Origin of the sequence: Xanthomonas sp. NCPPB 3583, from assembly GCF_041475715.2 — a bacterium.
Classification (GTDB): domain Bacteria; phylum Pseudomonadota; class Gammaproteobacteria; order Xanthomonadales; family Xanthomonadaceae; genus Xanthomonas; species Xanthomonas euvesicatoria.
Genome location: NZ_CM191263.1, coordinates 2,636,406 through 2,661,320, shown reverse-complemented (window position 1 = coordinate 2,661,320; position 24,915 = coordinate 2,636,406). Strand labels below are relative to the sequence as shown.

Annotated in this window: 24 protein-coding genes and 1 pseudogene; 19 read left to right on the top strand and 6 right to left on the bottom strand. The window is 62.8% G+C overall.

The window, feature by feature from the left end:
* From lapB to ACCQ07_RS11715, 5 genes are all read left to right on the top strand, one after another.
* Window positions 1–1,179, top strand: coding sequence for a lipopolysaccharide assembly protein LapB (gene lapB, locus ACCQ07_RS11735; protein ID WP_003489647.1), 1,179 nt, complete (start codon window positions 1–3; stop codon window positions 1,177–1,179).
* Window positions 1,179–2,147: an MraY family glycosyltransferase gene (locus ACCQ07_RS11730; RefSeq protein ID WP_071117387.1), complete on the top strand. Its 969-nt coding sequence runs from the start codon at window positions 1,179–1,181 to the stop codon at window positions 2,145–2,147. Before lapB ends, ACCQ07_RS11730 begins: the two co-directional genes overlap by 1 nt.
* Before the next feature lie 13 nt (window positions 2,148–2,160).
* The gene (locus ACCQ07_RS11725) at window positions 2,161–4,068 is read left to right on the top strand and encodes a polysaccharide biosynthesis protein (RefSeq protein ID WP_372363350.1); all 1,908 of its coding nucleotides are present in this window, start codon (window positions 2,161–2,163) and stop codon (window positions 4,066–4,068) included.
* Window positions 4,068–4,961 (top strand): UTP--glucose-1-phosphate uridylyltransferase GalU, encoded by an 894-nt coding sequence (galU, locus tag ACCQ07_RS11720; protein WP_008572379.1) that lies wholly within the window; start codon window positions 4,068–4,070, stop codon window positions 4,959–4,961. The genes ACCQ07_RS11725 and galU overlap by 1 nt, the downstream gene beginning before the upstream one ends.
* Before the next feature lie 173 nt (window positions 4,962–5,134).
* The gene (locus ACCQ07_RS11715; protein WP_372363349.1) at window positions 5,135–6,985 is read left to right on the top strand and encodes a monovalent cation:proton antiporter-2 (CPA2) family protein; all 1,851 of its coding nucleotides are present in this window, start codon (window positions 5,135–5,137) and stop codon (window positions 6,983–6,985) included.
* Window positions 6,986–7,255: 270 nt separating this feature from the next.
* Here ACCQ07_RS11715 and ACCQ07_RS11710 read toward each other — a convergent pair whose 3' ends face one another.
* Window positions 7,256–7,576 carry a DUF1244 domain-containing protein gene (locus tag ACCQ07_RS11710; protein ID WP_014090312.1) on the bottom strand — a complete coding sequence of 107 codons (321 nt, stop codon included), beginning with the start codon at window positions 7,574–7,576 and terminating at the stop codon, window positions 7,256–7,258.
* A 49-nt stretch (window positions 7,577–7,625) separates the two neighbouring features.
* Here ACCQ07_RS11710 and folD point away from each other — a divergent pair, with 49 nt between their 5' ends.
* The 4 genes from folD (at window position 7,626) to ACCQ07_RS11690 (ending at window position 13,372) form a co-directional block, all read left to right on the top strand.
* Window positions 7,626–8,537: a bifunctional methylenetetrahydrofolate dehydrogenase/methenyltetrahydrofolate cyclohydrolase FolD gene (gene folD / locus ACCQ07_RS11705; RefSeq protein ID WP_008572374.1), complete on the top strand. Its 912-nt coding sequence runs from the start codon at window positions 7,626–7,628 to the stop codon at window positions 8,535–8,537.
* A 181-nt stretch (window positions 8,538–8,718) separates the two neighbouring features.
* Window positions 8,719–10,176 carry an IMP dehydrogenase gene (gene guaB / locus ACCQ07_RS11700; protein WP_008572372.1) on the top strand — a complete coding sequence of 486 codons (1,458 nt, stop codon included), beginning with the start codon at window positions 8,719–8,721 and terminating at the stop codon, window positions 10,174–10,176.
* Window positions 10,177–10,297: 121 nt separating this feature from the next.
* Entirely contained in the window at window positions 10,298–11,863 is a 1,566-nt protein-coding gene (guaA, locus tag ACCQ07_RS11695; protein WP_014090311.1) for a glutamine-hydrolyzing GMP synthase, read from the top strand.
* Window positions 11,864–12,169: 306 nt separating this feature from the next.
* Window positions 12,170–13,372, top strand: a complete 1,203-nt coding sequence (locus ACCQ07_RS11690; protein ID WP_031627277.1) for a tyrosine-type recombinase/integrase — start codon at window positions 12,170–12,172, stop codon at window positions 13,370–13,372.
* A gap of 90 nt (window positions 13,373–13,462) precedes the next feature.
* Here the strand turns inward: ACCQ07_RS11690 and ACCQ07_RS11685 are convergent, their stop codons facing one another.
* On the bottom strand, window positions 13,463–13,708 hold the full coding sequence (locus ACCQ07_RS11685) for a helix-turn-helix transcriptional regulator (protein WP_023596221.1): 246 nt from the start codon (window positions 13,706–13,708) through the stop codon (window positions 13,463–13,465).
* 120 nt (window positions 13,709–13,828) lie between these two features.
* The gene (locus ACCQ07_RS11680) at window positions 13,829–14,833 is read right to left on the bottom strand and encodes a hypothetical protein (protein WP_031627276.1); all 1,005 of its coding nucleotides are present in this window, start codon (window positions 14,831–14,833) and stop codon (window positions 13,829–13,831) included.
* Window positions 14,834–14,914: 81 nt separating this feature from the next.
* On the opposite strand from ACCQ07_RS11680, the gene ACCQ07_RS11675 reads away from it, so the two are divergent.
* From ACCQ07_RS11675 to ACCQ07_RS11630, 10 genes are all read left to right on the top strand, one after another.
* A complete protein-coding gene (locus ACCQ07_RS11675) occupies window positions 14,915–15,148 on the top strand; it encodes an SPRY domain-containing protein (RefSeq protein ID WP_031627275.1) in 234 nt (77 codons plus the stop codon).
* 3 nt (window positions 15,149–15,151) lie between these two features.
* Complete coding sequence (locus tag ACCQ07_RS11670; RefSeq protein WP_023596219.1) at window positions 15,152–16,030, top strand: helicase RepA family protein; 879 nt, start codon at window positions 15,152–15,154, stop codon at window positions 16,028–16,030.
* Window positions 15,984–16,889 carry a replication protein C, IncQ-type gene (gene repC / locus ACCQ07_RS11665; RefSeq protein ID WP_425477258.1) on the top strand — a complete coding sequence of 302 codons (906 nt, stop codon included), beginning with the start codon at window positions 15,984–15,986 and terminating at the stop codon, window positions 16,887–16,889. The genes ACCQ07_RS11670 and repC overlap by 47 nt, the downstream gene beginning before the upstream one ends.
* A 679-nt stretch (window positions 16,890–17,568) precedes the next feature.
* Window positions 17,569–17,850 carry a TraK family protein gene (locus tag ACCQ07_RS11660; protein ID WP_023596217.1) on the top strand — a complete coding sequence of 94 codons (282 nt, stop codon included), beginning with the start codon at window positions 17,569–17,571 and terminating at the stop codon, window positions 17,848–17,850.
* 321 nt (window positions 17,851–18,171) lie between these two features.
* Window positions 18,172–18,543 carry a conjugal transfer transcriptional regulator TraJ gene (gene traJ / locus ACCQ07_RS11655; protein WP_023596215.1) on the top strand — a complete coding sequence of 124 codons (372 nt, stop codon included), beginning with the start codon at window positions 18,172–18,174 and terminating at the stop codon, window positions 18,541–18,543.
* A 194-nt stretch (window positions 18,544–18,737) separates the two neighbouring features.
* Complete coding sequence (gene trbJ / locus ACCQ07_RS11650; RefSeq protein ID WP_023596214.1) at window positions 18,738–19,523, top strand: P-type conjugative transfer protein TrbJ; 786 nt, start codon at window positions 18,738–18,740, stop codon at window positions 19,521–19,523.
* Between the two features lie 15 nt (window positions 19,524–19,538).
* A complete protein-coding gene (gene trbK / locus ACCQ07_RS11645) occupies window positions 19,539–19,808 on the top strand; it encodes an entry exclusion lipoprotein TrbK (protein WP_023596213.1) in 270 nt (89 codons plus the stop codon).
* A complete protein-coding gene (gene trbL / locus ACCQ07_RS11640; RefSeq protein WP_023596212.1) occupies window positions 19,805–21,466 on the top strand; it encodes a P-type conjugative transfer protein TrbL in 1,662 nt (553 codons plus the stop codon). The genes trbK and trbL overlap by 4 nt, the downstream gene beginning before the upstream one ends.
* 2 nt (window positions 21,467–21,468) lie before the next feature.
* Complete coding sequence (locus ACCQ07_RS11635; RefSeq protein WP_023596211.1) at window positions 21,469–21,726, top strand: hypothetical protein; 258 nt, start codon at window positions 21,469–21,471, stop codon at window positions 21,724–21,726.
* Between the two features lie 114 nt (window positions 21,727–21,840).
* Window positions 21,841–22,017, top strand: a complete 177-nt coding sequence (locus ACCQ07_RS11630) for a type I toxin-antitoxin system ptaRNA1 family toxin (protein ID WP_478202453.1) — start codon at window positions 21,841–21,843, stop codon at window positions 22,015–22,017.
* A 219-nt stretch (window positions 22,018–22,236) separates the two neighbouring features.
* Here ACCQ07_RS11630 and ACCQ07_RS11625 read toward each other — a convergent pair whose 3' ends face one another.
* From ACCQ07_RS11625 to ACCQ07_RS11615, 3 genes and pseudogenes are all read right to left on the bottom strand, one after another.
* Window positions 22,237–22,695, bottom strand: a complete 459-nt coding sequence (locus ACCQ07_RS11625; protein WP_023596209.1) for a helix-turn-helix domain-containing protein — start codon at window positions 22,693–22,695, stop codon at window positions 22,237–22,239.
* 2 nt (window positions 22,696–22,697) lie between these two features.
* Window positions 22,698–23,717 carry an ACR3 family arsenite efflux transporter gene (gene arsB / locus ACCQ07_RS11620; RefSeq protein WP_425477261.1) on the bottom strand — a complete coding sequence of 340 codons (1,020 nt, stop codon included), beginning with the start codon at window positions 23,715–23,717 and terminating at the stop codon, window positions 22,698–22,700.
* A 296-nt stretch (window positions 23,718–24,013) separates the two neighbouring features.
* Window positions 24,014–24,913: pseudogene (locus ACCQ07_RS11615) on the bottom strand (DUF4158 domain-containing protein); the annotation flags it as partial.
* Window positions 24,914–24,915 lie beyond the last annotated feature (2 nt).

The window sequence follows — 24,915 nt, the reverse complement described above, 5'->3', positions numbered from 1 at the left end:
ATGGACTTTCTGACCGAGTGGATCTGGTTCTTCCTGTTCGTGCCGCTGGCTGCGCTAGGTGGCTGGATCGTGGGCCGTCGTGGCGGCCAACGCCATGGCGACACGCAGGTCAGTCGTCTTTCCAGTACTTATTTCCGTGGGTTGAACTATCTGCTCAACGAGCAGCCGGACAAGGCGATCGAGCTGTTCTTGCATATCGCCGAACTGGATAAGGAAACCTTCGAGACCCAGGTCGCGTTGGGGCATCTGTTCCGTCGCCGTGGTGAAGTGGACCGTGCGATCCGCCTGCACCAGGGCCTGGTGCAGCGTGGCGACCTGACCGATCAGCAGCGCGTCCAGGCTCTGCTGGCGCTCGGCGAGGACTACATGAAGTCGGGTCTGCTGGATCGTGCCGAAACGGTCTTTACCGAGTTGGCGCAACTGGACCAGCGTGCGCCGCAGGCGCTGCGCCATCTGATCGGCATCTATCAGGCCGAGCGCGATTGGGAAAAGGCGATCGACAACGCCACCCGCTATGAAGAAGTGACCGGCGAGCCGATGGGCAAACTGATCTCGCAATTCGAATGCGAACTGGCTGATCGCTATCGCGGCCTGGGCAAGACCGACGATGCGCTACAAGCCATCGCACGTGCCTACCAGGCCGATGGCACCTCCGTGCGCGCCGGCATTCTGGAAGGGCGCATCGAAGCCGAGCGCGGTCACGACGAAGCGGCAGTGCGCGCTTTCGAACGGGCGGCCCGGCATGATCCGGAATACCTGCCCGAGATCATTCCTGCATTGATGGCCGCGTATCGACGGGTCGGCGATATCGCTGGGGCGCGCAACTTCCTGTCGGAGATGACCGAGCACTATCGCGGCATCGCTCCGGTGCTGGCGCTGACCCAGTTGATGGAAGCCCAGGATGGCGTCGCGCCTGCGCTGGCCTATCTTGGCCGCCAGCTCAAGGATCGGCCGTCGGTGCGTGGTGAGTCGGCGTTGATCGATCTCACCCTGGCCGAGGGAAGCGACCCGGTCGGCACCTTGCAGGACCTCAAGCACATCACCGACCAATTGCTAGTGCGCAATCCGAGCTACCGATGCACGCGCTGCGGCTTCGGTGCCAAGACGCATCATTGGCAATGCCCGAGCTGCAAGGAATGGGGTACGGTCAAACCGCTGTTGAACTACGCGGTGGTCTGATGGCGTGGCTGTGGTGCGCGCTGCACCTGCTGGTCGCGGCACTGGGGACCTGGGGGCTGCGGCGCTATGCCTTGCACCGCCGCCTGCTCGATCATCCCGGTGAACGGCGTAGCCACGTGGTCGCTACCCCGCGCGGCGGAGGTATGGCAATTGTGGCGGCGATCTTGCTGGGCTGCGTTGCAGCTTGCGCGCTGTGGCCGACGTCGCGGCTGACGGTCTGCTGGTTCGCAGCGGGCCTGATCGCCGTGGCCGGCGTAGGGTGGTGGGACGATCATCGTCCGCTTTCGGCAAGGCTGCGGTTTTCGATTCACCTGGCCGCTTCGGCGGCATTGGGCGCCTTGGTTTGGCATGACACGGGCAGCGTGTGGGATGGATTGCTGACTGCCGCTGCGTCCGTGGTATTGATCAATGTCTGGAATTTCATGGATGGCATCAATGGGCTGGCCAGCACCCAGGCGGCGTTGGCCGCGCTCGGATTCTCGCTGGTAGCGCCTGCCGGTTGGTCGTGGGCAGGTCTGGCGGTTGCAGCGGCGTGCCTTGGGTTTGTGCCGTTCAATTTCCCACGCGCACGCATCTTCATGGGCGATGGCGGCAGCGGTGCGCTCGGCTATGTACTGGCGGCGCTATTGGCGCTGAACGTAGCGGGTGGTCAGGTGAGCTGGTGGATCAGCTGGTTCCCGTTGACGGTCTTTGTTGTAGACGCCGGCTTCACACTGCTTGCTCGCATGCTTTCTGGGCAACGCTGGTGGGAACCGCATGCCCAGCACGTCTATCAACGTCTGGCGCGTCGTCTTGAGACGCACGTTCCGGTAACGTGCGTTTATTTCGCTTTCAGCCTCATTGCCGTCTGCTTGTACCTGTTAATCCGTCATGATCCGTTCTGGCTGCAGGTGTCCGGCGCGCTGGCATGGGGCATGGGCACCACTGCAATCTGGCATTTTCTGCGCGATGGATTGCGCAATTCCTGACTAATGGACTTTTATGATTTCCTGGCGTGACCGTTTGACCAAGGCCCTGCCGCAGATAGCGGTCGTGGTACATGATCTGCTGATGGTGTGGGTGTGCTGGCAGCTCCTGCATGCCGGCCGCTATTCGATGCTACGCGACGCGCCGGATCTGCCGCTGTGGGACTGGCGCACCGCGGTGGTGTTGGTGGCGCAGGCCCTGGTGTTCTGGAAGATGGGGTTGTATCGCGGGTTGTGGCGCTTCGCCTCGGTGCCGGACCTGTGGAACATCTTCAAGTCGAGTTTTCTCGGATTGGTCGCGATCGTGCTGGCGTTGGCGTACGACCGTCTGGATGGCGTGCCGCTGTCGGTGCTGGTGGTCTATCCATTTGCGTTGTCGGCCATGCTGGGTACGCCGCGTCTGCTGTATCGCGCTTGGAAGGACTACCAGATCGCGCATTCCGGTGATGCGGGGCAGCGCGTGCTGATCCTCGGCGCCGGGCGCGCCGCCGAAGGGTTGGTGCGCGATCTTCGCCGTACCGGCGCGTTTGTGCCGATCGGCTATCTGGACGATGCCAGTAACCTGCATGGCGCCAAGATCCAGGGCCTCAATGTGCTGGGCAATCTGGACCAGGCCGCCGCGATCGCCAAAGAGACCGCTGCCAAATTGCTGGTGATCGCGATCCCATCGCTGGATGCCTCCGGCATGCAGCGCGTGGTGGCGATTTGCGAAAGCACCGGCCTGCCGTTCCGCATGGTGCCCAAGTTGATCAACGTGCTGGAGGGGCGCTCCTTGCCGGGCGAGTTGAAGGAGGTCGCGATCGAGGACCTGCTCAACCGCAAGCCGGTCACGCCCGATTGGCGCCTGATCCGCGACTGGCTGACCAACAAGACCGTGATGGTGACCGGCGCCGGCGGTTCGATCGGTTCGGAAGTCTGCCGCCAGTGCGCACGCCATGGCGCGCGCCGGATCGTGCTGCTGGAAATCGACGAGCTGGCGCTACTGACCATCGACTCGGATCTGCGCCGGCTGTTTCCGGATATCGAAGTGGTGCGCGTGTTAGGCGATTGCGGCGACCCGGCGGTCGTGGCGCATGCGTTGAACACTGCCACGCCGGACGCGGTCTTCCATGCGGCTGCGTACAAGCAGGTGCCGTTGCTGGAAGAGCAGTTGCGCGAGGCGGTGCGCAACAACGTGCTGGCGACCGAGAACGTGGCGCGCGCCTGCCAGCGGGCACGTATCGAGACGTTCGTCTTCATTTCCACCGACAAGGCGGTCGAGCCGGTCAATGTGCTGGGCGCAAGCAAGCGCTATGCAGAAATGATCTGCCAGAGCCTTGACGCGCGCGATGCGCCGACGCGCTTCATCACCGTGCGCTTCGGCAACGTGCTGGATTCGGCCGGCAGCGTGGTGCCGTTGTTCCGCGAACAGATCCGCCAGGGCGGGCCGGTGACCGTGACGCATCCGGATGTCACGCGTTACTTCATGACCATCCCCGAAGCCTGCCAGTTGGTCATCCAGGCGGCTGCATCTGCATCGCATGGTGCGATCTATACGCTGGACATGGGCGAGCCGGTGCCGATTCGCTTGCTTGCCGAGCAGATGATCCGTCTGGCCGGCAAGCAGCCGGGCAAGGACGTGGCGATTCTCTATACCGGCCTGCGGCCGGGCGAGAAGCTGCATGAGACGCTGTTCTATTCCGACGAAGACTATCGTCCCACCGCGCATCCCAAGATTCTGGAAGCCGGTGTGCGCGAGTTCTCGCATGAGCAGGTGCTGCAGCTGGTGACGCGCTTGCGCGAGGCCGTTAACCGCTATGACATCAACGCGATGGAGACTGTATTGGGCAGCCTGATGCCGGATTTCGCGGCTGCTCGACGGAAAGTCGACGCGCGATCTGATACGGTCGTTCCATTCCCCGCACGTGAGGTCAGAAGACTGTAATGAGCCAGCGTATTCGCAAGGCCGTATTCCCCGTCGCAGGTCTTGGGACCCGCTTTCTTCCGGCAACCAAGACAGTGCCGAAAGAAATGCTGCCAATCATCGACAAGCCATTGATCCAGTACGCCGTCGACGAAGCCATCCAGGCTGGTTGCGATACGCTGATCTTCGTTACCAACCGCTACAAGCACTCCATTGCCGACTACTTCGACAAAGCCTATGAGCTCGAGCAGAAGCTGGAGCGCGCAGGCAAGCTGGAGCAGCTGGAGCTGGTGCGCCATGCATTGCCCGAGGGCGTCCGCGCCATTTTTGTCACGCAGGCAGAGGCGCTTGGCCTGGGCCATGCGGTGTTGTGTGCCAAGGCCGTTGTCGGTGACGAGCCGTTCGCGGTGTTGCTGCCGGACGATCTGATGTGGAACCGCGGCGATGCTGCGCTGACCCAGATGGCCAATGTGGCCGAGGCCTCGGGCGGCAGCGTGATCGCCGTGGAAGACGTGCCGCACGACAAGACCGCCAGCTACGGCATCGTTTCCACCGACGCGTTCGACGGCCGCAAGGGCCGCATCAACGCGATCGTCGAAAAGCCCAAGCCGGAAGTCGCGCCAAGCAATCTGGCCGTGGTCGGTCGTTACGTGCTGAGCCCCAAGATCTTCGACCTGCTCGAAGCCACCGGTGCAGGCGCGGGCGGCGAAATCCAGCTCACTGATGCGATTGCCGAGTTGCTGAAGGAAGAGCAAGTCGATGCCTTCCGTTTCGAAGGTCGCCGTTTCGATTGCGGCGCGCACATCGGCCTGATCGAAGCCACCGTGCATTTCGCGCTTGAGCACGAAAAGCATGGCGGCCCAGCGAAGGAAATCCTGCGCAATGCACTGGCCCAGGCCGACGCGCGCGGCTGAGTGTTGCCTGATCGCTGTTTCCACGAACGACGCCAGCTGGCGTCGTTCGTCGTTTAGGGGCTTGCCGTATGCTTTGCCGCGCCGGCAGAGCTCGGCTTGGCAAGCCCAAGCGGGGACGAAGATGCGCACCCTGATGCAGGCTGGGGCCGCGCAAGTGCCGCTAGAATCCGGGCATGAGCCAACCTGCCGAATCCAGTGAGCTGATCAACGTGGTAGTGCTGCTCGGCGCTGCCGTGGTGGCAATCCCGTTGTTCCGTCGTCTGGGCCTGGGCTCGGTGTTGGGTTATCTGGCGGCGGGACTGGCAATTGGTCCGTTCGGGTTGGGCCTGTTCAACGAGCCGCAAGCCATCCTGCATGTGGCCGAGTTGGGCGTGGTGATGTTTCTGTTCGTGATCGGGCTGGAAATGCGCCCCTCGCACCTGTGGAGTTTGCGCAAGGAAATCTTCGGACTCGGCACGCTGCAGATCGCGGTCTGCGCGCTGGTGTTGACCGGCGTCGGCATGTTGCTCGGCTTTGCGCTACCGGTGGCCTTCGTGGCGGCGTCCGGTTTCGTGCTGACATCCACTGCCGTGGTGATGCAGCTCTTGGCAGAGCGTGGCGACGTCGCCTTGCCGCCGGGGCAGAAGATCGTGGCGATCCTGCTGTTCGAAGACCTGTTGATCGTGCCGTTGCTGGCGATCGTGGCCTGGATGGGAGCCAGCGGCGACCCGCAGGCGGCATCGCAGCGTTGGCAGGGAATCGGCATCGGTCTGGCCTGCATCGTCGGCTTGCTGGCGGCCGGGCGTTGGCTGCTCAATCCCTTGTTCCGCATCCTGGCCGCATCCAAGGCGCGCGAGGTGATGACGGCAGCGGCATTGCTGGTGGTGCTGGGCGCCGCGCTGTTGATGCAGGTGGGCGGGCTGTCGATGGCGATGGGGGCGTTCCTGGCCGGCGTGCTGTTGTCCGAGTCCACGTTCCGGCATCAGATCGAAGCGGATATCGAACCTTTTCGCGGCATCCTGCTGGGGCTGTTTTTTCTCGGTGTCGGCATGAGCCTGGACTTGCGCGTGGTGGCGGCGGACTGGCGCCTGATCGTGGTGGGCGTGCTGGCCCTGATGGTGGGCAAGGGCGTGTGCATCTATGCGGTGGCGCGGCTGATGCGCAGCGACCATCGCCAGGCGCTGGACCGTGGTGTGTTGATGGCGCAAGGCGGCGAATTCGCATTCGTGCTGTTTGCCGCCGCGTCGGCATCCGGCGTCATCGATGCCCAGGTCAATGCCAGCCTGACCGCGATCGTGGTGTTGTCGATGGCACTGACGCCATTGTTCGTGCTGCTGCAACGGCGGCTGACGCCGGCGGCGGCGGTCTCGCTGGATGGCGTGGAAGCAGCCATTGGCCAGACCGGCAGCGTGTTGATCATCGGCTTCGGGCGCTTTGGACAGGTGGCCAGTCAGTCGCTGCTGGCGCGCGACGTGGATGTGACCATCATCGATAACGACATCGAGATGATCCAGAGCGCGGAAGAATTTGGTTTCAAGATCTACTACGGCGACGGCACCCGGCTCGATGTGTTGCACGCCTCCGGCGCGCACAGCGCACGTGCGATTGCGGTGTGCGTCGACAACCAGGAGGCGGCCAATCGCATCGTCGAGCTGGCAACGCGCGAGTTCCCGCATGCCAAGCTGCTGGTGCGTTCGTACGACCGCCAGCATTCGCTGCAGTTGGTCGCTGCGGGAGTGGATTACCAGATCCGCGAGACCTTCGAGTCGGCGGTGCTCTTCGGCAAAGTGGCGCTGGTGGAGCTGGGGGTGGACGAGGACGAAGCCGGCATGATTTCGCGTCAGATCCGCCGCCGCGATGCCGAGCGTTTCGAACTGGAGATTGCTGCCGGCGATGCACGCGCCGGAGCCAAGCTGATGTATGGCAACACCGTGCCGACCGCGCCCCGGCCCACGCCGTTCACGCGGCCGCGTCGCGGCAGCCGCACGTTGAATCCCGATGCGGTGCCGCAGGCTGAGCCAGCAGAGACACAGACGCGCGACTAAGGGCGGCCCACAAACCGCTGCGCAGGCGCTCCGCGGCATGGCCAGTGCGCGATGCGGTGCGCCAGTCGTCCGGCGCGATAGCCGCGATTGGACGACTGCTCACTAGGTCTTGTTGGCCGCCAGGAGCGGGCACACACGCCTGCGCAGGCGTCGGGTGCGCCACCCCTGCTCGATGCGGTACGGATCGCTCGGGCGCTCCGGCTCCTCAGTGCGCCCACATCCCGCCAAAGATTGACGGGACGTTCTGGCAGGCGCGCTCACCGATGCCTACTAGCCATGCTTGCGCTGGGCGGCGGCGAAGGCTTCCAACTGCTCGGGCGTGGCGTCTTTCTGATGCTGCTGTTTCCACTGGGCAAATGGCATGCCGTAAATGGCTTCGCGCGCCTGTTCCTTGGTCATGGCCTGGCCTTGCGCTTCGGCCGCTTCGCGGTACCAGTCGCCCAGGCAATTGCGGCAGAAGCCGGCGAGAATCATCAGGTCGATGTTCTGCACATCGGTGCGGTCCTGATTGAGATGCTGCAAGAGACGGCGAAATGCTGCCGCTTCGATCGAAGTGGTGCTTGAATCGGTGCGTGAGGTGGTGTCGGTCATGGCGGAATCGGGGACAATAGACGGCCTTCGACTCTACACCTGACGCCCCATGACCGCTTCTGCGCCAGCTGCCTCCGCTTCGGCCCGCCTTCTCGATGGTCGCCGCATTGCCGAGGAATTGCTCGACGGATTGAAGCTGCGGGTGGATGCGCGGCTGGCCGCCGGCAAGGCGCGACCCGGGCTGGCGGTGGTGCTGGTCGGTGGCGATCCGGCATCGTCGGTGTATGTGCGCAACAAGCGGCGCGCGGCCGAGAAGGTCGGCATCGAAGCCTTCGATTACGACCTGCCGCAGGGCACCAGCGAAGCCCAGCTGGCGTCGCTGATCGATGAGCTCAATGCCGACCCCAAGATCCACGGCATTCTGATCCAGCTGCCGCTGCCGGGCATCCCCGATGCCAACCGGCTGATTCAGCGCATCGACCCGCGCAAGGACGTGGACGGATTCCATCCGCAGAATGTCGGGCATCTGGCCTTGCGCGAATTCGGGCTACGCCCGTGCACGCCGCGCGGCATCGTGACCTTGCTCGGGCATACCGACCAACCGGTGCGCGGCCGCAATGCCACCATCGTGGGGGTGAGCAACCACGTGGGCCGGCCGATGGGGTTGGAGCTATTGATCGCCGGCTGCACGGTCACCAGTTGCCACAAATTCACCCCGCCCGATGTGCTGGAAGCGAGCGTGCGCAATGCCGACATCCTGGTGGTGGCGGTGGGCCGCCCGGGCCTGATTCCGGGCGAATGGGTCAAGCCGGGCGCGGTGGTGATCGATGTCGGCATCAACCGGCTCGATGATGGCCGCCTGGTGGGCGACGTCGGCTTCGACGCCGCCGCGCAGCGCGCGGCCTGGATCACCCCGGTGCCGGGCGGGGTAGGGCCAATGACCGTGGCAACGCTGATGCAGAACACCATCGAGGCCGCCGATGCCGCCGGGAGTGGGGATTCGGGATTGGGGATTGGTTAACCGCAGCGGCCACGCGCACGCGTCGGCCCATCCGGATTGCATCCGAGATCGGCCGGCCATCGGCATCCTGACAAACAAGCGAACGGCGAACGGTGCAGGGCCCGCCGTTGCGAATCCCGACTCCCCAATCCCGGCTCCAATGCGTTAAAATGCCGCGCTTCCCCAAAACTCGGGTCCGCCGATGCTACGCATCCAGGCTGAAGCTCTCACCTACGACGACGTTTCGCTCGTCCCCGCTCATTCGATCGTCCTGCCCAAGGACGTCAGCCTGGAAACCCGGCTGACGCGCGACCTGCGCCTGAAACTGCCGATTCTGTCGGCGGCAATGGACACAGTGACCGAACACCGTCTTGCGGTGGCCATGGCCCAGCTGGGCGGCATCGGCATCATCCACAAGAACCTGACCCCGCAGCAGCAAGCCGGCGAAGTGGCTCGGGTCAAGAAGTTCGAGTCCGGCGTGATCACCGAGCCGTTCACCGTCAGCCCGGACACGACCATCGGCGAAGTGCTGGCACTGACGCGCGCGCGCAACATCTCCGGCGTGCCGGTGGTGGATGGCAGCGAACTGGTCGGTATCGTCACCAGCCGCGACATGCGCTTCGAAAAGAAGCTCGACGATCCGGTCCGCCACATCATGACCAAGAAGGACCGCCTGATTACCGTGCGCGAAGGCGCCAGCGATGAGGAAGTGCTCGAGCTGCTGCATCGCAACCGGATCGAAAAGGTCCTGGTGGTCAACGACAGCTTCGAGCTGCGCGGCCTGATCACGGTCAAGGACATCCAGAAGAAGACCGACAACCCCAATGCCGCCAAGGACAGCGCCAAGCGTTTGCTGGTGGGCGCGGCGGTGGGCGTGGGCGGCGATACCGAGCAGCGCATCGAGCTGCTTGCCGCAGCCGGCGTGGACGTGGTGATTGTCGATACCGCGCATGGCCATTCGCAGGGCGTGATCGATCGCGTGGCGTGGGTCAAGAAGACCTATCCGCAGCTGCAGGTGATCGGCGGCAACATCGTCACCGGCGATGCGGCATTGGCGTTGATGGATGCCGGTGCGGACGCGGTCAAGGTCGGCGTGGGCCCGGGTTCGATCTGCACCACGCGAGTGGTTGCCGGCGTGGGCGTGCCGCAGATCACTGCGGTGGACATGGTGGCCGAAGCGCTGCAGGACCGCATCCCTTTGATTGCCGATGGCGGCATCCGCTATTCCGGCGACATCGGCAAGGCGCTGGTGGCCGGTGCCTCGACGGTGATGGTCGGCGGCCTGTTGGCCGGTACCGAAGAAGCGCCGGGCGAGGTCGAACTGTTCCAGGGCCGCAGCTACAAGAGCTACCGCGGCATGGGTAGCCTGGGTGCGATGGAAAAGGGGTCCAAGGACCGCTACTTCCAGGATGCCTCCGATGCCGACAAGCTGGTTCCCGAAGGCATCGAGGGCCGCGTGCCGTATCGCGGGCCGGTCGGCGGCATCATCCATCAGCTCATCGGTGGCCTGCGCGCGACCATGGGCTATGTGGGCTGCGCCACCATCGAAGACATGCGGACCAAGCCCAAGTTCGTCAAGATCACCGGCGCCGGCCAGCGCGAAAGCCACGTGCACGACGTGCAGATCACCAAAGAGCCGCCGAACTATCGCGCCGGGTAACCGGGAATGGGGAATCGCGAATCGGGAATCGTAAGAGCCCGCCGCCTCCTCATCCGATAGCGGTCGGCGCTGCGTTTGCTGTTGCGATTCCCTCATCCCGATTCTCGATTCCCGGCTCTCAATGACCAACATCCATACCGACAAGATCCTCATCCTCGATTTCGGTGCGCAGTACACCCAGCTGATTGCGCGGCGTATTCGCGAGATCGGGGTCTACTGCGAGATCTGGGCGTGGGATCACGATCCGTCGGAGATTGCCGGTTTCGGTGCCAAGGGCATCATCCTGTCCGGCGGCCCGGAGTCGACCACGTTGCCGGGCGCACCGGTGGCGCCGCAGGAAGTGTTCGATAGCGGCCTGCCGGTGTTCGGTATCTGCTACGGCATGCAGACCCTCGCCGCGCAATTGGGTGGTGCGACCGAGGCAGCGGATCAACGCGAATTCGGCCATGCCGAAGTGGACGTGGTGGCGGCAGATGCCTTGTTCTCCGGCCTCACCGACCACGCCGGCGCCTCGCGCCTGAATGTATGGATGAGTCACGGCGACCACGTGTCGCAGGTGCCACCGGGCTTCACCATCACCGCCACGACCGACCGCATCCCGGTGGCGGCCATGTCCAACGAAGCCAAGCGTTGGTACGGCGTGCAGTTCCATCCTGAGGTGACGCATACCTTGCAGGGCCAGACCTTGCTGCGCCGCTTCGTGGTGGATGTCTGCGGCTGCCAGACGCTGTGGACCGCGGCCAACATCATCGAGGACCAGATCGCGCGCGTGCGCGAACAGGTGGGCGACGATGAAGTGATTCTTGGGTTGTCCGGCGGCGTCGATTCGTCGGTGGTGGCCGCGCTGCTGCACAAGGCGATCGGCGACAAGCTGACCTGCGTGTTCGTCGATACCGGCTTGCTGCGTTGGCAGGAAGGCGACCAGGTGATGGCGATGTTCGCCGAGCACATGGGCGTCAAGGTGATTCGCGTCAACGCCGCCGACCGTTATTTCGCCAAGCTGGAAGGCGTCAGCGACCCGGAAGCCAAGCGCAAGATCATCGGCAACCTGTTCGTGGAGATCTTCGACGAAGAATCCAACAAGCTGGCCAATGCCAAGTGGCTGGCGCAGGGCACGATCTATCCGGACGTGATCGAGTCGGCCGGCAGCAAGACCGGCAAGGCGCACGTGATCAAGAGCCACCATAACGTCGGTGGCTTGCCCGAGCACATGAAGCTGGGCCTGGTCGAGCCGTTGCGCGAATTGTTCAAGGACGAGGTGCGTCGCCTTGGCGTGGAACTCGGCCTGCCGCGCACCATGGTGTATCGCCACCCGTTCCCGGGCCCCGGCCTGGGCGTACGCATTCTGGGCGAGGTGAAGCGCGAGTACGCCGAGTTGCTGGCCAAGGCCGACGCGATCTTCATAGACGAACTGCGCAAGGCCGACCTGTACGACAAGACCAGCCAGGCCTTCGCCGTGTTCCTGCCGGTGAAGTCGGTCGGCGTGGTCGGCGACGCCCGCGCCTACGAATGGGTGATCGCGCTGCGCGCGGTGGAGACCATCGACTTCATGACCGCGCATTGGGCGCACCTGCCGTACGACTTCCTCGGCACCGTTAGCAACCGCATCATCAACGAACTGCGTGGTGTGTCGCGCGTGGTCTACGACATCTCCGGCAAGCCGCCGGCGACGATCGAGTGGGAGTGATTGGGCGTCTGGCATCGACTGGCACCGAGTAGCACCAGAACACACCTAAGCCCGCGTAAATGCGGATTTTTTTGTGATTTCGTCCGGCACCGACTGGCAATCTTTGGCATCGCCAAGCACTACTTTTTCATGGCATGATGGATGGCATTGAATGCTTCGATGCCATGATGTTCCATCAATACCATGCAGCCGTCTTTCTAGTTGTCATGGTATTGATCTGACGTAATTCAATGATTTCATTGAGTTTTTACGACAGGATGGGCTGACTCTAGGTCATGGTATTTGAGCCGAACCAGGGCGAGAACCATGCTGACCGATACCAAGCTGCGTAACCTCAAGCCGAGGGACAAGCTCTACAAGGAAAACGACCGCGACGGCCTCTATGTGGCCGTCACGCCTGCCGGGGCGATCTCGTTCCGCTACAACTACTCGATCCACGGCCGACAGGAGACCATCACCTTCGGCCGCTACGGTGTCGGCGGCATCACCCTTGCGGAAGCCCGTGAGCGGCTGGGCGAGGCCAAGAAGATGATCGCGGCCGGAAAGTCGCCGGCCAAGGAAAAGGCGCGTGACAAGGCCCGCGTCAAGGACGCGGAGACGTTCGGGGCCTGGGCGGAAAAGTGGCTGCGTGGCTACCAGATGGCCGATTCCACCCGTGACATGCGCCGCTCCGTTTACGAGCGCGAGCTGAAGCCGAAATTCGGCAATCAGAAGCTGGCGGAGATCACCCACGAGGACTTGCGCGCGCTGACCGATGCCATCGTGGAGCGCGGCGCACCGGCAACCGCAGTGCATGTCCGCGAGGTGGTGTTACAGGTTTTTCGCTGGGCCATCGAGCGCGGCCAGAAGGTCGAGAACCCGGCAGAGCTGGTGCGCCCGACGAGCATCGCCAGGTTCGAGCCGCGCGACCGTGCGCTGACGCCCGACGAGATCGGCCTGATGTATCAGTACATGGAGCGCATCGGCACGACGCCATCCATCCGGGCGGCGGCCAAGCTGTTGCTGCTGACGATGGTGCGCAAGAGTGAGCTGACCAACGCTACCTGGAGCGAGATCAATTTTAGCGACGCGCTTTGGACGATCCCGAAAGAGCGGATGAAGCGGCGCAATCCCCACCTGGTGTTTCTGTCCCGCCAGGCGTTGGACATCTTCATTGCCTTGAAAACCTTTGCCGGCGGATCGGACTATGTGCTGCCGTCACGGTATGACTCGGACTTGCCCATGAGCAGCGCCACGCTTAACCAGGTGCTGACTTTGACGTATCGACTGGCGCAGAAGGAAGGGAAGTCGCTCGCCAAGTTCGGCCCACATGACTTGCGGCGAACGGCCAGCACGTTGCTGCATGAGGCCGGCTACAACACGGACTGGATCGAGAAGTGCCTAGCACACGAGCAGAAGGGCGTCAGGGCCGTCTACAACAAAGCCGAGTACCGCGAGCAGCGCACGGCGATGTTGCAGGACTGGGCGGACATGATCGACGAATGGACACTGAAACGGCCGAAGGCGTAAGTCAGGCGAGGGCAGATTAGATAGCGCCGCCCGAGCATTGAGGCATGGCCTCGGGTGTTTTGACCTTTGAGGGGCGCGGCGTTTTAGCGGCTAAAAAGCGGCGGCTGCGACCGACTGGGTGAAGCCGGGACGCACGGCCTGAGTGCCCGATGACTTGCGCGCCTCGATCCATTCCTCGACCTCTGCCAAGTCCCAGGCGACGTTTCGGCTAGTGAGTGCGATCCGGCGCGGGAACTCCCCGCGCTGCTCCATGTTGAAAATCGTGCGCTCAGATAGTGGGATCATCGCCAGCAGCTTCTTGCGATTGATGAGCGTCTTACTTGTCGTTGCCTGCATCCCCTAGCCTCTTTCAGTCACTTGCGAACACGTGCCTGATGGTGCCCGGTAATTCGGATCAGGTCGGCCTAATGATTGCCCACTTTGGTTGACATGTGGCGGGGCAGGAAATGGGCGTCTCTATTGCTTCTTCAGGTGAAACGTTGCAGGGATGGATGCCAGTGCCTTAAGGGTTTTAGATACTGCTTGGCGCGTCAGCGGCCGTTGATCGTTGCTCGAAAGCTGCTCTGCAATCTCTGACTGATTTAGCCCGGAATACTGGAGCATCAAAATCTTCTTCTTGGTGTCTGACAGCTTCGAGTCCACCATCAATCGTGCCAGGTTGCGTAGCTCAGCCATGTCGGCAGGCTGCAAGGTTTGACCTAGCATGTAGTGAAAGAAGTAGTTATCAACCAGTTTGTCGCCGGATGCCGCCGCATGGGGGTTGGATCGCTTCGCGCATTGCTGACTAAGTCGGGCCAATTCGAGATCAAACTGAGCGATAGATCGTTTTGCTTGTCTATAGGTAGGGTTTCCCGCGCCGTTCAGCAACTTGGGCTGATGCGCCGCACAGTACAGGCTGCTCAAGCGAAGTGTGTCAGCGGCTCCGCGCAATTGAGATTCATCGCCTGCAAACGAAGCTAGGGCGGTAAGCTCTCCGCAAAACCGACAAAATCCTTGCCGGCGTCTTCCATTCAAGCCGCGTGGTTTGCCATCCGAGCCTCGTATTGGAGATTCCACCGGTTGCTTGCAGGCGCAGGCCCATATCAGCTCAAACAGCGATTCGAGAGTTGCTGTAAATCGTTTGTCCCTTGTGCTTGCGCAGTCCTCCTGGCGGATGAACTTCCGTAGCAGCTCCCGTTGCAAGCGAACCATCGCATCAAACCCGATCAATCGAATGATCCCGCTCAGGCCCACCCCTGTCCCTGCTCCGGGGATGTGGCCCACGTAGCGCAGTGGAAGCTTTTCCGTATACGTGACCACGGCGGGGTCGATCAGTTCTTCTATCAGCCGAACGATGGGGTGTTGCCGCGACGATGCGGAGTAGGGCTGCCACCGATCATGGAACTGCTTGATAGCTTCCGCGACAGTGGGATCGCAGCCCTTGGAAATGATGGTGGTTGACACATTTTTCATGTCAACCATTTTGGACAACAAAAGGGATGTTGGCAACTCTAATGACGCCTAACCTTCGTAGCAATTCAGTTGATAACGGAGGTTTACGCAATGACGATAGAAGACACGCTGCTGCAACGCTTCGGCCCACTACTGAGCATGGCGCAGCTCGCCTCTGTCCTGGATCGATCACCGGATGGCCTGCGGGTCAGCTTGCGCACGGCGAGCGAATGGGCGGGGCGAATCAACAAGGCTCGCTTGAAAATCGGCCGGCGCGTCTACTTCCGAACCTCGCAGATCGCCGAGGTGTTGAGCGACGAGTCCCTATACGGAACGGGGAACTGAGTCGTGGCGATTGACGTACTGGCGGCGTTCGAGTGCGAACCGCCGGTGCTGGACTTCATATGGCCGGGCTTCCTCGCGGGAACAGTCGGTGCGCTCGTCGCTCCGGGAGCCACGGGCAAGAGCTTCTGGGCGCTGGAAGCGGCCATGAGCATCGCATGCAGCGTTGCCGGTGGCGATCTCGTTGGCCTCGCCCCCGCGCACGCCGGGCGCGTAGTCTATCTGGCCGGGGAAGACCCGCCGCCCGCGCTCGTACGGCGCATTCACGCTATCGGTCAGCACCTCGGACCCGCAGCACGCCAAGCCATCGCAGAGAACCTTGCGGTTGAGCCGATCATGGGCAAGCGTCTGAACATCATGGACGATGCCCACTTGCGCCGCGTCATCGAGTACAGCGCCGGGGCGCGGCTGATCGTGCTGGACACCCTGAGCCGCATTCACGCCCTCGATGAGAACAGCAACGGCAACATGGCCCACCTCGTGGCCGTGCTGGAGCAGGTAGCGGCTACCACAGGCGCATCCGTGCTCTACTTGCACCACGTCAGCAAGGGAAGCGCCCGCGAAGGGCAGACCGACCAGCAGCAGGCCGCGCGCGGCGCGTCCGCGCTGATCGACAACGCCAGATGGTGCGGCTACGTCGCCCGCATGACTGAGGACGAGGCCAAGCGCCTCAGCGACCGCGCTCATGATCGGCAGCCCATCGGCAATGAGCGGCGCGGCTACTTCGTGCGTTTCGGCGTTAGCAAGCAGAACTACGACGCTACGCCGCTTGATCGCTGGTACATGCGGCACGCGGGCGGCGTTCTGGTGCCGGTGGAGCTGAATGAGGCCAGCAGGAATGAAGAAAAGGGACGTGATGGCCGGAGGCGAGGCGATGGCTTTTGACCTCACCCATGCCAGGCACGATCCAATGCACTGCTTGGTTCCCGGCTTGTTTCGCAGTCTCAAGCGCGGTGAACGGAAGAAGCTCAAGCTGGATGTGACGTATCACTACGCCGAGAATGCACAAGCGCGGTTCGTCGGCTTCGAGCCCCTTGGTGCTGATGACATGCGCCTGCTGCAAGGTCTTGTGGCTCTTGGAGGGCCGAAGGGCATCATCTTGACGCCAGAGCCATCAGGGGACTTGCCTAAGCAGCTCCGTCTACTTCTTGAACCGAAGTTCGATGCGGTAAGGCAGGATGCGCTTGTCGTGCGCGAGAGCATGACCAGTCTGCTAGGCGAGATCGGTTTGACCGATGGCGGCGACAACATCAGGGCGATCAAGGCGTGCTTGCTGCGCATGACAAACGTGACCGTGATGGTTACCAAGGGGCTCAAGCACAAGTCTTTTCACCTGATGAGCCATGACTTCGATGAGGAAGATGGGCGGCTATTCGTCGCGCTGAACCCTCAGATTACGGAGGCGATTCTTGGAAGGCGCCCGCATACCCGCATCGACATGGCCGAGGTGCGGTCGTTACAAACCGACCCGGCCCGCTTGATTCACCAGCGTCTATGCGGCTGGATCGACCCGGGGAAAGCTGGGCGCGTGGAGCTGGATACTCTTTCTGGTTACGTCTGGCCGGACGAGGCGAACGCCGAGGCCATGAAGAAGCGCCGCCAGAAGGCTCGCAAGGCTCTGGCCGAGCTGGCCGCCGTGGGCTGGAAGGTGAGCGAGTATGCGGCAGGGAAGTGGGAAATCGGCAGGCCAAAGCCCGTAGTAACGTTCCCCAACCTCCGTAGCAACGCTCCCCTTCACCCGTAGCAACGTTCCCCGGCCAAAGCTGAAAAACACAGCAACGGTGCGGTCTTGCGGCTAGTCCGTGAATTCCATCCATGATCTTCCAAGATCATCCACTAGGCGCGGCACTTGCCGCCGCCCTTGGGCGACGCCAAGCCCTTGCCGATCATCGGCCTTCGGCCGTTGAGTTTTACGCCAGAAGGGTGGTCAGCTCCGGTTGGTCTTTTTAGCGGCTAAAACGCTGTGCCCCTCAAGTGTCAATGACTGGCGTTGTATGTTGTATGTTGTAGCGCGCTACAACATACAACAGTGCCATTCGGTGCCCGGCCGCGACAGCGACATGAGGCCAAACCTGCTTTCGCGCACACATCGAGCTGCAGCATCGCCATTTCCGGCGAGGCTGGCCAAGATCGGCTCACGGTCGACCATCGCCACATCCGACCATGCGCCGAGGGCCCCATCGCCAGCTCTGACGACGCGATCCACTCATTGACACTTGAGGGGCCGAGCGGCGGTAGATTCTCTCGGCCTCTCCCTCTTGGCGTCCAACCTTCCGTGCTGAATGGGTTGCCATCCCTGTTTCTATAGGCGTGCCCGTGTCAACGGCTCCATGTCAACCATTTCGGACAATTATTGGAATGTTGTGCAGGCCGGCACTCCGTAACCTTCGGAGTAGTTCAGTTGATAACGGAGGTTTACGGACATGGCGACGACAGAAAGCAGTTACCCCGCCGAGTTGGCCGCACGGCTCGCTCTTCAGCAGCAGACCTCGCAGATCAAGCGCAGGGACTACCTGGCCGCTTTCATGGCGGCACGCGCGGACGTGAAGGAAGCGATGGAGGCCGGCTACGCGCTCAAGATCATCTGGGAGTACATGCGCGAAACCGGCCGTATCCCTTTTCGATATGAGACGTTCCTGAAATACGTTCGCCAGCACATCACCAATGCGCCACCTGGCTCCATGAATCAGAGCAGCACGAAGTGAGGAAAGACCCGTGCTCAATCGCTGCAAGCGCGTGGCTGAAACACGGTTGTTGGTTGTTGGATCGCTGCAAGCGCGCGGAAACGGGGCATTTCCGTCGATTCTCGCGCTGCTGGCGCGCTGTTGCGAACCGACGGTGCGCTTACAGCGCGAAATTCGATGAGTCATGCGAGGCAAAAACAACGCCGTAAGGCGGGCAGGATGTGTGAAGTAGGCCCACCCGCAAGCGGGTTGTCCTTCTTCACTTCCCCTTATTCGCGCCGGGGGCGCTCAACGGGGCATCCTGCTCTGCGAGGCTACCGGCTGCCGCCGGTTGGAGGACACATGGGCGACGAGAAACAAATTACCAGGAAGGGCAGCCCGCCGATCAAGGTGTATTGCCTTCCAGAAGAGCGCGAACTGATCGAGGCGAACGCCAAGATGGCGGGAATCAGCGTGGCGCGCTACCTGCGCGACGTAGGGCAGGGCTACCAGGTCAAGGGAGTCATGGACTACCACTACGTGCGCGAGCTGGTGCGCGTGAACGGCGACCTTGGCCGGCTGGGCGGCTTGCTCAAGCTATGGCTCACCGATGACCCGCGCACGGCCCGATTCGGCGATGCCACGATCCTTGCCCTGCTGGGGCGGATTGAGGCCACCCAGGACGAAATGAGCCAGCTTATGAAGTCGGTGGTGCAGCCGAGGGCTAAGCCTTGAGCGTTTTAGCGGCTAAAAATTTGATGGGCAGTGCCATCATCAACGATAGGGGGTATAGAAGCATCGACATGCAATGACACCGTGACATGAACCCAAAAGGCCGGGCATCGGTGTCGCCCTGGTCAAGTACCGATTAGCTACGTGGCGCAGCTATTCGATGACCCTGAAAGCCACTTTCAGAAAGGGTTATCGACATGAAGAAGCATCGCTTTTTAGCGGCTAAAACCGCACTCGCCGCCGTCCTGGCCGGCAGCATCATCATCACGCCCGCGCAGGCCGGCATTCCCGTCATCGACGGCGGGAACCTGGTGCAGAACGTCATGACGGCCATCGAGTCGGTGGCGCAGACGCTCAAGCAGATTGAGCAGTACCAGACCCAATTGCAGCAGTACGAGAACATGCTGCAAAACACGATGGCCCCGGCGGCCTATATCTGGGATCAGGCGCAGTCCACGATCAACGGCCTGATGAATGCCGTCAACACGCTGGACTACTACAGGAACCAGCTCGGCAGCCTCGACGCCTACCTGGGCAAGTTCCAGGACGTGAGCTACTACCGCAGCTCGCCGTGCTTCTCGGCCGCCGGGTGCTCGGATGCCGAGCGCGCCGCGATGGAGCAAAATCGCCGCCTGGCGAGCGAGAGCCAGAAGAAGGCGAACGACGCGCTTTTCAAGGGCCTGGAGCACCAGCAGCGCAACCTTACCGCCGACGCTCGCCAGCTCGAACGGCTCCAGTCGGCCGCGCAGGGCGCGACCGGCCAGATGCAGGCCATCGGTTTCGCCAACCAGCTCGCAGCCAACCAGGCAAACCAGCTTCTGCAAATCCGTGGCTTGCTGATCGCGCAGCAGAACGCCGCGACGGCCAGGATGCAGGCCCAGGCCGACCTTGAGGCGCAACAGCAGGCCGCCGGCGCGACTTCCAGGGAATCCAGGATCGAGCGCACGGCCAGCCCGAGAAACTGGCTCGAACTGACCCGCTGACGGAGGCTCTGCACCATGAAGAAAACGATGCTGCTTGCCGGCCTCGTGGTGGTGCTGGTGGCTGGCTGCGATAACAAGCCGGCCATCCCGCCCATGCCCGAGGTCAATGACACCAATTGCCAGATCGAGGCGATCAAAAAGATCGAGGACAGGGGCACGCGCGAGAAATTCGCCGGGCTGTGCTCGCGCCGGTCGCCGGCCGCCGGCGGCATCGCGCCGACCGAGAAGCCCATGAACTGGCTCGAACTGGCCGACCCGAAAGACCAGAAGGAGGCGAAGCCATGAAAGCACTGCACAAGGCGGCGCTGATCGGCGTCGCCCTAGCGCTTTACTCCACCGCCGCATCGGCCCAGCTCACCAACCAGGGGATGCTTGACCAGGTGGTGACGGAGTTCGCCACGCGGGCCACATCCTGGCAGACGGTGGTGATGAATGCCGCCATGTTCCTGTTCTGGACGTTGGGCACGATCTCGCTGGTTTTCACGTTCGGCTTCATGGCGCTGCGCAAGGCGGACATTGGCGAGTTCTTCGCCGAGTTCATCCGCTTCATTCTGTTCTTCGGCTTCTTCCTCTGGTTGCTGCGCAACGGCCCGGCCTTCGCCAACTCGATCATTCAGTCACTGGCCCGGATCGGTGAGCAGGCGTCCGGGGTGGCGTCGGTGACACCCTCGGGCATCGTGGATATCGGCTTCATGATCTTGAAGCAGGCATTCACAAACTCGTCGATCTGGTCGCCCGTGGATAGCTTCATCGGTGTGGCCTTGAGCGTCGGCATCCTGATCCTGCTGGCAGTTGTCGCCGTGAATATGCTGCTGCTGCTCGTCTCGGGCTGGCTGTTGATGTACGCCGGCATCTTCTTCCTCGGCTTCGGTGGCTCGCGTTGGACGTCCGACATGGCGATCAACTACTACAAGACCGTGCTGGGCGTGGCCGTGCAGATCATGACGATGGTGCTCCTGGTCGGCATCGGGAACGACCTGCTTTCCAGTTTCTACGCGAGGATGAACACCGGTACGCTGAACTTTGAAGAGCTGGGCGTGATGCTGGTTTTCTGCGTGGCGCTGCTCATGCTGGTCAATCGTGTTCCCCCTCTGGTCGCCGGCATCATTACCGGCTCGGGTATTGGTGGCGCGGGTGGCATCGGCAACTTCGGCGCAGGCGCTGCCATCGGTGCAGCTATGGGTGCGGCGAGCATGGCCGCCGGTGCGGCAAGCGTGGCCGGTGCGGCCGTGATGGGTGGCGCGGCTTCGGCCGCTGGCGGCATGTCGGCGATCAAGGCAGCGTTCGAGAATGCGGGGTCGAGCGCCGGCGGCGAGTCGGGCGGAATGCCCATGCTCGGCGGCGGCTCCGACTCCGGCAGTGATGCCGGCTCGTTTGCGCAGGCTGCCGGCTTTGATGGTGGTTCAAGCTCAGGTGCCGGCACCACTACACCACTTGCACAGGCCGCCGGTTTCGGCAGTAGCTCGGGCAGCGGTGCCAGCGGCTCGGGTGGTCGCAATGGGCAGCAATCCGGTAAATCGGATGGAGGTTCCAGCTCGAAGGGTGGTAACGAAGCCGGTAGCACGAAAGCCCAGCAAGGCGGCCAGCAGGCCGCACCAGGCAGCACCGGCCCCGGCTTGTTGGCATCGGCCGCTGCGGCGCTCGGTACGGCTGGCCGGGTCACGGCCGACGCTGGCGCGAACCTGGTGCAAGGCGTTGGCGAGGTTGCCAAGGCCAAGGCCGCCAGCATCCGCGATGCCGCTGTCGAACGCATCGCAGACACCACCGGCGGGAAGATCGCGGCGGCTATCAGGGCGAGCGCGGAGAGCGACCAGGCCGCCGCTGTCGAGTCGGTGCCGACATTCGGCGGAAACAACCTTGCAGGGGCCGATTCGGCCGCTGCCGATCCTGATGATGAAGTGACCGCGTTCGCCAACCGCGATCACGGTAAATCGGAGGCGTGACTATGAAACGTAGTGGCTTTTTCGACTGCCTGACGCTCGACCAGGCGCAGCAGCCCGCGGTGGAATTTGAACAGCCTGGCGATCAATCAACCGAGCTTGATGCAGCGGCGGAAGTGACGGCCTTCGTTGATCGTCCTGCCCCGTCTGCCTTCGAGATCACCAGGCCGGCCGCCAGGCCATCGAGCAACAGCTACAGCGGCAGCAACAGGAACACGCCGCTGGCCGAGGCCGCCGGCATCTACAGCAGCGGACAGCGATAAAGCGCGCCGGCCGGCGTGGGGCCGGCCGACACTTCCACAACCCACCTACCACAGAGGTGAATCATGGCAACCTTGAATCCTACCCATGCAACGCAGGCAGTGCAGCACGCAGCTATGCAGCTCGCGTCCCTTGACTGGCTCGACCAGGACGCGGCGCGGCAGCTCTCACCGATGGCTGAGGCCGTCGCCAATATGTTCATGGTGCTGTACTACCAGGCCGAGACGGGCCAGGCGACGCGGGACGATTTCCGCGAGGCCCTGGATGCCGTGCGGCTGTCTCTCGCCGCATAGACGCGCACCAAGAACAGCAAGGGCGGCCACTGGCCGCCCTTGTCGTTTCCGGGCCTGCATCGTCAGAAGCGACGATGCGCGACTGCGTGCTCGAGCATCGCCAGATCGGGCGATGACGGCCGCCCTGTACTTCTCCCTTGGCGTGGATCTCGCATCGTCATTTCCGGCGATGAGATCCACCTGCAGCACCGCCAGAAATGGCGATGCTGGCCAGCTTCGCTATTTGATGCCGTGCATGGCCCGCGCACGTGCCGCAACTTCGCGGGCGTGCTCGATGTAGGCCGGGTCGGCAGTAGCTTCGGCGTCGGCCAGGAACGCGGCCACGGCTTCGGCCGTGGTCAGCGCCTCGGCGGGGCCGTAGGGCGTCAGCAGCTCGCGGCCCACAGCCGGCGCATCCAGCCATTCCCGTTCCTGTGCGGCTAGCTCGGCCGAAGAGTCGCATTGGGCCGGCAGCTCATCGAGCGTGTGGCGCACCAGGTCAGCCGAGACGGCGCGGGCCGGGTCGGCCTTCAATGCGTCATGGGTCGGGCCGGCTTTCTCGTGCAACCAGTTTTCCAGGTTCTCCGGCGTGTCGTCGGCTTTCAGATCAGCCAGCAGCTCATCGACCGAGCCGAACCGCCCGGCAACGCGGCCGGCGCGGCTGTCTGCAATCGCTTCCTCAGTTTCTTTCTTGCCCATGTTCAACCTCGTTCGTACCAGCCCTTCGAGCGATTCACTACACGCACAACCAAGAGCATTACCGGCACTTCGACCAGGACGCCGACCACGGTTGCCAGGGCCGCGCCGGAGTGCAGGCCGAACAAACTGATGGCGGCCGCCACGGCCAGCTCGAAGAAGTTGCTGGCACCGATCAGGGCCGAAGGGCAGGCGATGGAGTGCTTTTCCCCGGCCCGCTTGTTCAGCCAATAGGCTAACCCGGAATTGAAGAACACTTGAATCAAGATCGGCACGGCCAGCATGGCGATCACCAGCGGCTGCCGGATGATGGCCTCGCCTTGGAAGGCGAACAGCAGAACCAGCGTTAGCAGCAACGCGGCCATCGACCACGGCCCGATCTTCTGCATAGCCCGGTCAAAGGCGGCCTGCCCTCGCTTGAGCAGATGACGCCGCCAGAGCTGCGCCAAGATCACCGGCACGACGATGTAGAGCACGACCGAAATCAGCAGCGTGTCCCAGGGCACCGTGATCGAGGACATGCCCAGGAGCAAGCCGACGATGGGCGCGAAGGCCACGATCATGATGGCGTCGTTCAAGGCCACTTGCGAGAGCGTGAAAAGTGGGTCGCCATTGGTTAGCCGGCTCCACACGAACACCATAGCCGTGCAGGGTGCGGCGGCCAGCAAGATCAAGCCCGCGATGTAGCTGTCCAGTTGATCGGCCGGCAGAAACGGGGCGAAGACTTGCCGGATGAACAGCCACCCGAGCAGAGCCATCGAAAACGGCTTGACGGCCCAATTCACGAACAGCGTGACGCCGATGCCGCGCCAATGCTCTTTGACCTGGTGCAGCGCCCCGAAGTCGATCTTGACCAGCATCGGGACGATCATCACCCAAATCAGCAGGCCGACCGGCAAATTGACCTGGGCCACCTCCATGCGGCCGATGGCCTGGAACACGCCAGGCAGGCCCTGGCCGAGCGCAACGCCGGCGACGATGCACAGGGCCACCCACAGCGTCAGGTAACGCTCGAAGCCGCTCATCGGTGCTTGGCGCGGCTTCACGGCGACGGCCTGCGCGCCGGCGCTCATGCTTCTTGCTCGGTCTTGCCGATGTTCGACAGCTCGCGCTTGATGGCCGTGTGGTCGAGCATCGTCAGCGGCAGATTCACGAACAGGCGGACGCGGTTCATCATGTGCCGGAAGGTTTGATCGAAGGCCCGGCGCTTCTCGTCGTCAGTGCCTTCGACGGCGGCCGGGTCTTCAAATCCCCAATGCGCCGAGATCGGCTGACCTGGCCACACCGGGCAGACTTCGCCGGCGGCGTTGTCGCAGACGGTGATGATGTCGTGGGTTTCGACCACTGCGTCGGCCAACATCGCCTGCCATTCCGAGACGCAAACAGCCAAGATCGCAAGCCGCCTGTCCTCCGGGAGATCGCGCATGCCGTCGGCATAATACCGTTCACCCTGCCTGCGCAGACGAGTCACCCGATGGGCAGGAACGCCGGCAAGCAGATCCTCGGGGAGATCGATGCGTTGCAGATATTCGAGCCGGTCGAGCAGCCGGTTGGCCGACGAAGAGTTCGAGCCAGGCTCGAACTGGCGCAGCCACACAAAACGGGTCACCCGATCATCAGCCGTCTCCTCGAGCAATGCCAGCAACTGTTCTCGGATCGACATAGGCAGCCGACTGGCGATCCTCGTCTCGATGCGTCGCTCGGCATCGACGAGAGCCGCGGCACAAAGCCGCTCGATCGTGGATGTCGCGGGAAGGACAGTGCGGGTGCGTCGGCACTCGGCTACGAAGCGACGGGCGATATCCTCGTTCGACACCGCCATCTCGGCTTCTCGGAACAACCATTCCTTCAGCTCGCTCGCACCACGTCCGGAGAAGGTGCGGAAGCCGTAGAGCCCCCGTAACTCGGCAAGATGCTCGTGCCGTGTTTCCTCGCGGGCAGCATAGTCTACGAGATCGTCGGCACCCAGGCCAAGCTGCGCTCCGATAAATTCGATGACCTCTGCAGGGATCAGTTCGCCTGGAGCCAGCACCCGGCCGGGATAGCGCAGGACACACAATTGCAGGGCGAAGCCGAACCTGTTGTGAGCGCGCCGACGCAGCCTGATATGCCCAAGGTCTTCATCACTCAGCGTATAGTGCTTGAGCAAATCCGTCTGTGAAGTCGGCAAGCGCAACAGCGCGTCTTTCTGCCGATCGGTTAGAGTGACGCGACGCGGCATAC

Excerpts from the sequence above, each read along its gene's own strand:
- lapB (WP_003489647.1), top strand. The coding sequence starts at position 1 with ATGGACTTTCTGACCGAGTGGATCTGGTTCTTCCTGTTCGTGCCGCTG.
- ACCQ07_RS11730 (WP_071117387.1), top strand. The coding sequence starts at position 1,179 with ATGGCGTGGCTGTGGTGCGCGCTGCACCTGCTGGTCGCGGCACTGGGG.
- ACCQ07_RS11725 (WP_372363350.1), top strand. The coding sequence starts at position 2,161 with ATGATTTCCTGGCGTGACCGTTTGACCAAGGCCCTGCCGCAGATAGCG.
- galU (WP_008572379.1), top strand. The coding sequence starts at position 4,068 with ATGAGCCAGCGTATTCGCAAGGCCGTATTCCCCGTCGCAGGTCTTGGG.
- ACCQ07_RS11715 (WP_372363349.1), top strand. The coding sequence starts at position 5,135 with ATGAGCCAACCTGCCGAATCCAGTGAGCTGATCAACGTGGTAGTGCTG.
- ACCQ07_RS11710 (WP_014090312.1), bottom strand. The coding sequence starts at position 7,576 with ATGACCGACACCACCTCACGCACCGATTCAAGCACCACTTCGATCGAA.
- folD (WP_008572374.1), top strand. The coding sequence starts at position 7,626 with ATGACCGCTTCTGCGCCAGCTGCCTCCGCTTCGGCCCGCCTTCTCGAT.
- guaB (WP_008572372.1), top strand. The coding sequence starts at position 8,719 with ATGCTACGCATCCAGGCTGAAGCTCTCACCTACGACGACGTTTCGCTC.
- guaA (WP_014090311.1), top strand. The coding sequence starts at position 10,298 with ATGACCAACATCCATACCGACAAGATCCTCATCCTCGATTTCGGTGCG.
- ACCQ07_RS11690 (WP_031627277.1), top strand. The coding sequence starts at position 12,170 with ATGCTGACCGATACCAAGCTGCGTAACCTCAAGCCGAGGGACAAGCTC.
- ACCQ07_RS11685 (WP_023596221.1), bottom strand. The coding sequence starts at position 13,708 with ATGCAGGCAACGACAAGTAAGACGCTCATCAATCGCAAGAAGCTGCTG.
- ACCQ07_RS11680 (WP_031627276.1), bottom strand. The coding sequence starts at position 14,833 with ATGGTTGACATGAAAAATGTGTCAACCACCATCATTTCCAAGGGCTGC.
- ACCQ07_RS11675 (WP_031627275.1), top strand. The coding sequence starts at position 14,915 with ATGACGATAGAAGACACGCTGCTGCAACGCTTCGGCCCACTACTGAGC.
- repC (WP_425477258.1), top strand. The coding sequence starts at position 15,984 with ATGAAGAAAAGGGACGTGATGGCCGGAGGCGAGGCGATGGCTTTTGAC.
- ACCQ07_RS11660 (WP_023596217.1), top strand. The coding sequence starts at position 17,569 with ATGGCGACGACAGAAAGCAGTTACCCCGCCGAGTTGGCCGCACGGCTC.
- traJ (WP_023596215.1), top strand. The coding sequence starts at position 18,172 with ATGGGCGACGAGAAACAAATTACCAGGAAGGGCAGCCCGCCGATCAAG.
- trbJ (WP_023596214.1), top strand. The coding sequence starts at position 18,738 with ATGAAGAAGCATCGCTTTTTAGCGGCTAAAACCGCACTCGCCGCCGTC.
- trbK (WP_023596213.1), top strand. The coding sequence starts at position 19,539 with ATGAAGAAAACGATGCTGCTTGCCGGCCTCGTGGTGGTGCTGGTGGCT.
- trbL (WP_023596212.1), top strand. The coding sequence starts at position 19,805 with ATGAAAGCACTGCACAAGGCGGCGCTGATCGGCGTCGCCCTAGCGCTT.
- ACCQ07_RS11635 (WP_023596211.1), top strand. The coding sequence starts at position 21,469 with ATGAAACGTAGTGGCTTTTTCGACTGCCTGACGCTCGACCAGGCGCAG.
- ACCQ07_RS11630 (WP_478202453.1), top strand. The coding sequence starts at position 21,841 with ATGCAGCTCGCGTCCCTTGACTGGCTCGACCAGGACGCGGCGCGGCAG.
- ACCQ07_RS11625 (WP_023596209.1), bottom strand. The coding sequence starts at position 22,695 with ATGGGCAAGAAAGAAACTGAGGAAGCGATTGCAGACAGCCGCGCCGGC.
- arsB (WP_425477261.1), bottom strand. The coding sequence starts at position 23,717 with ATGAGCGGCTTCGAGCGTTACCTGACGCTGTGGGTGGCCCTGTGCATC.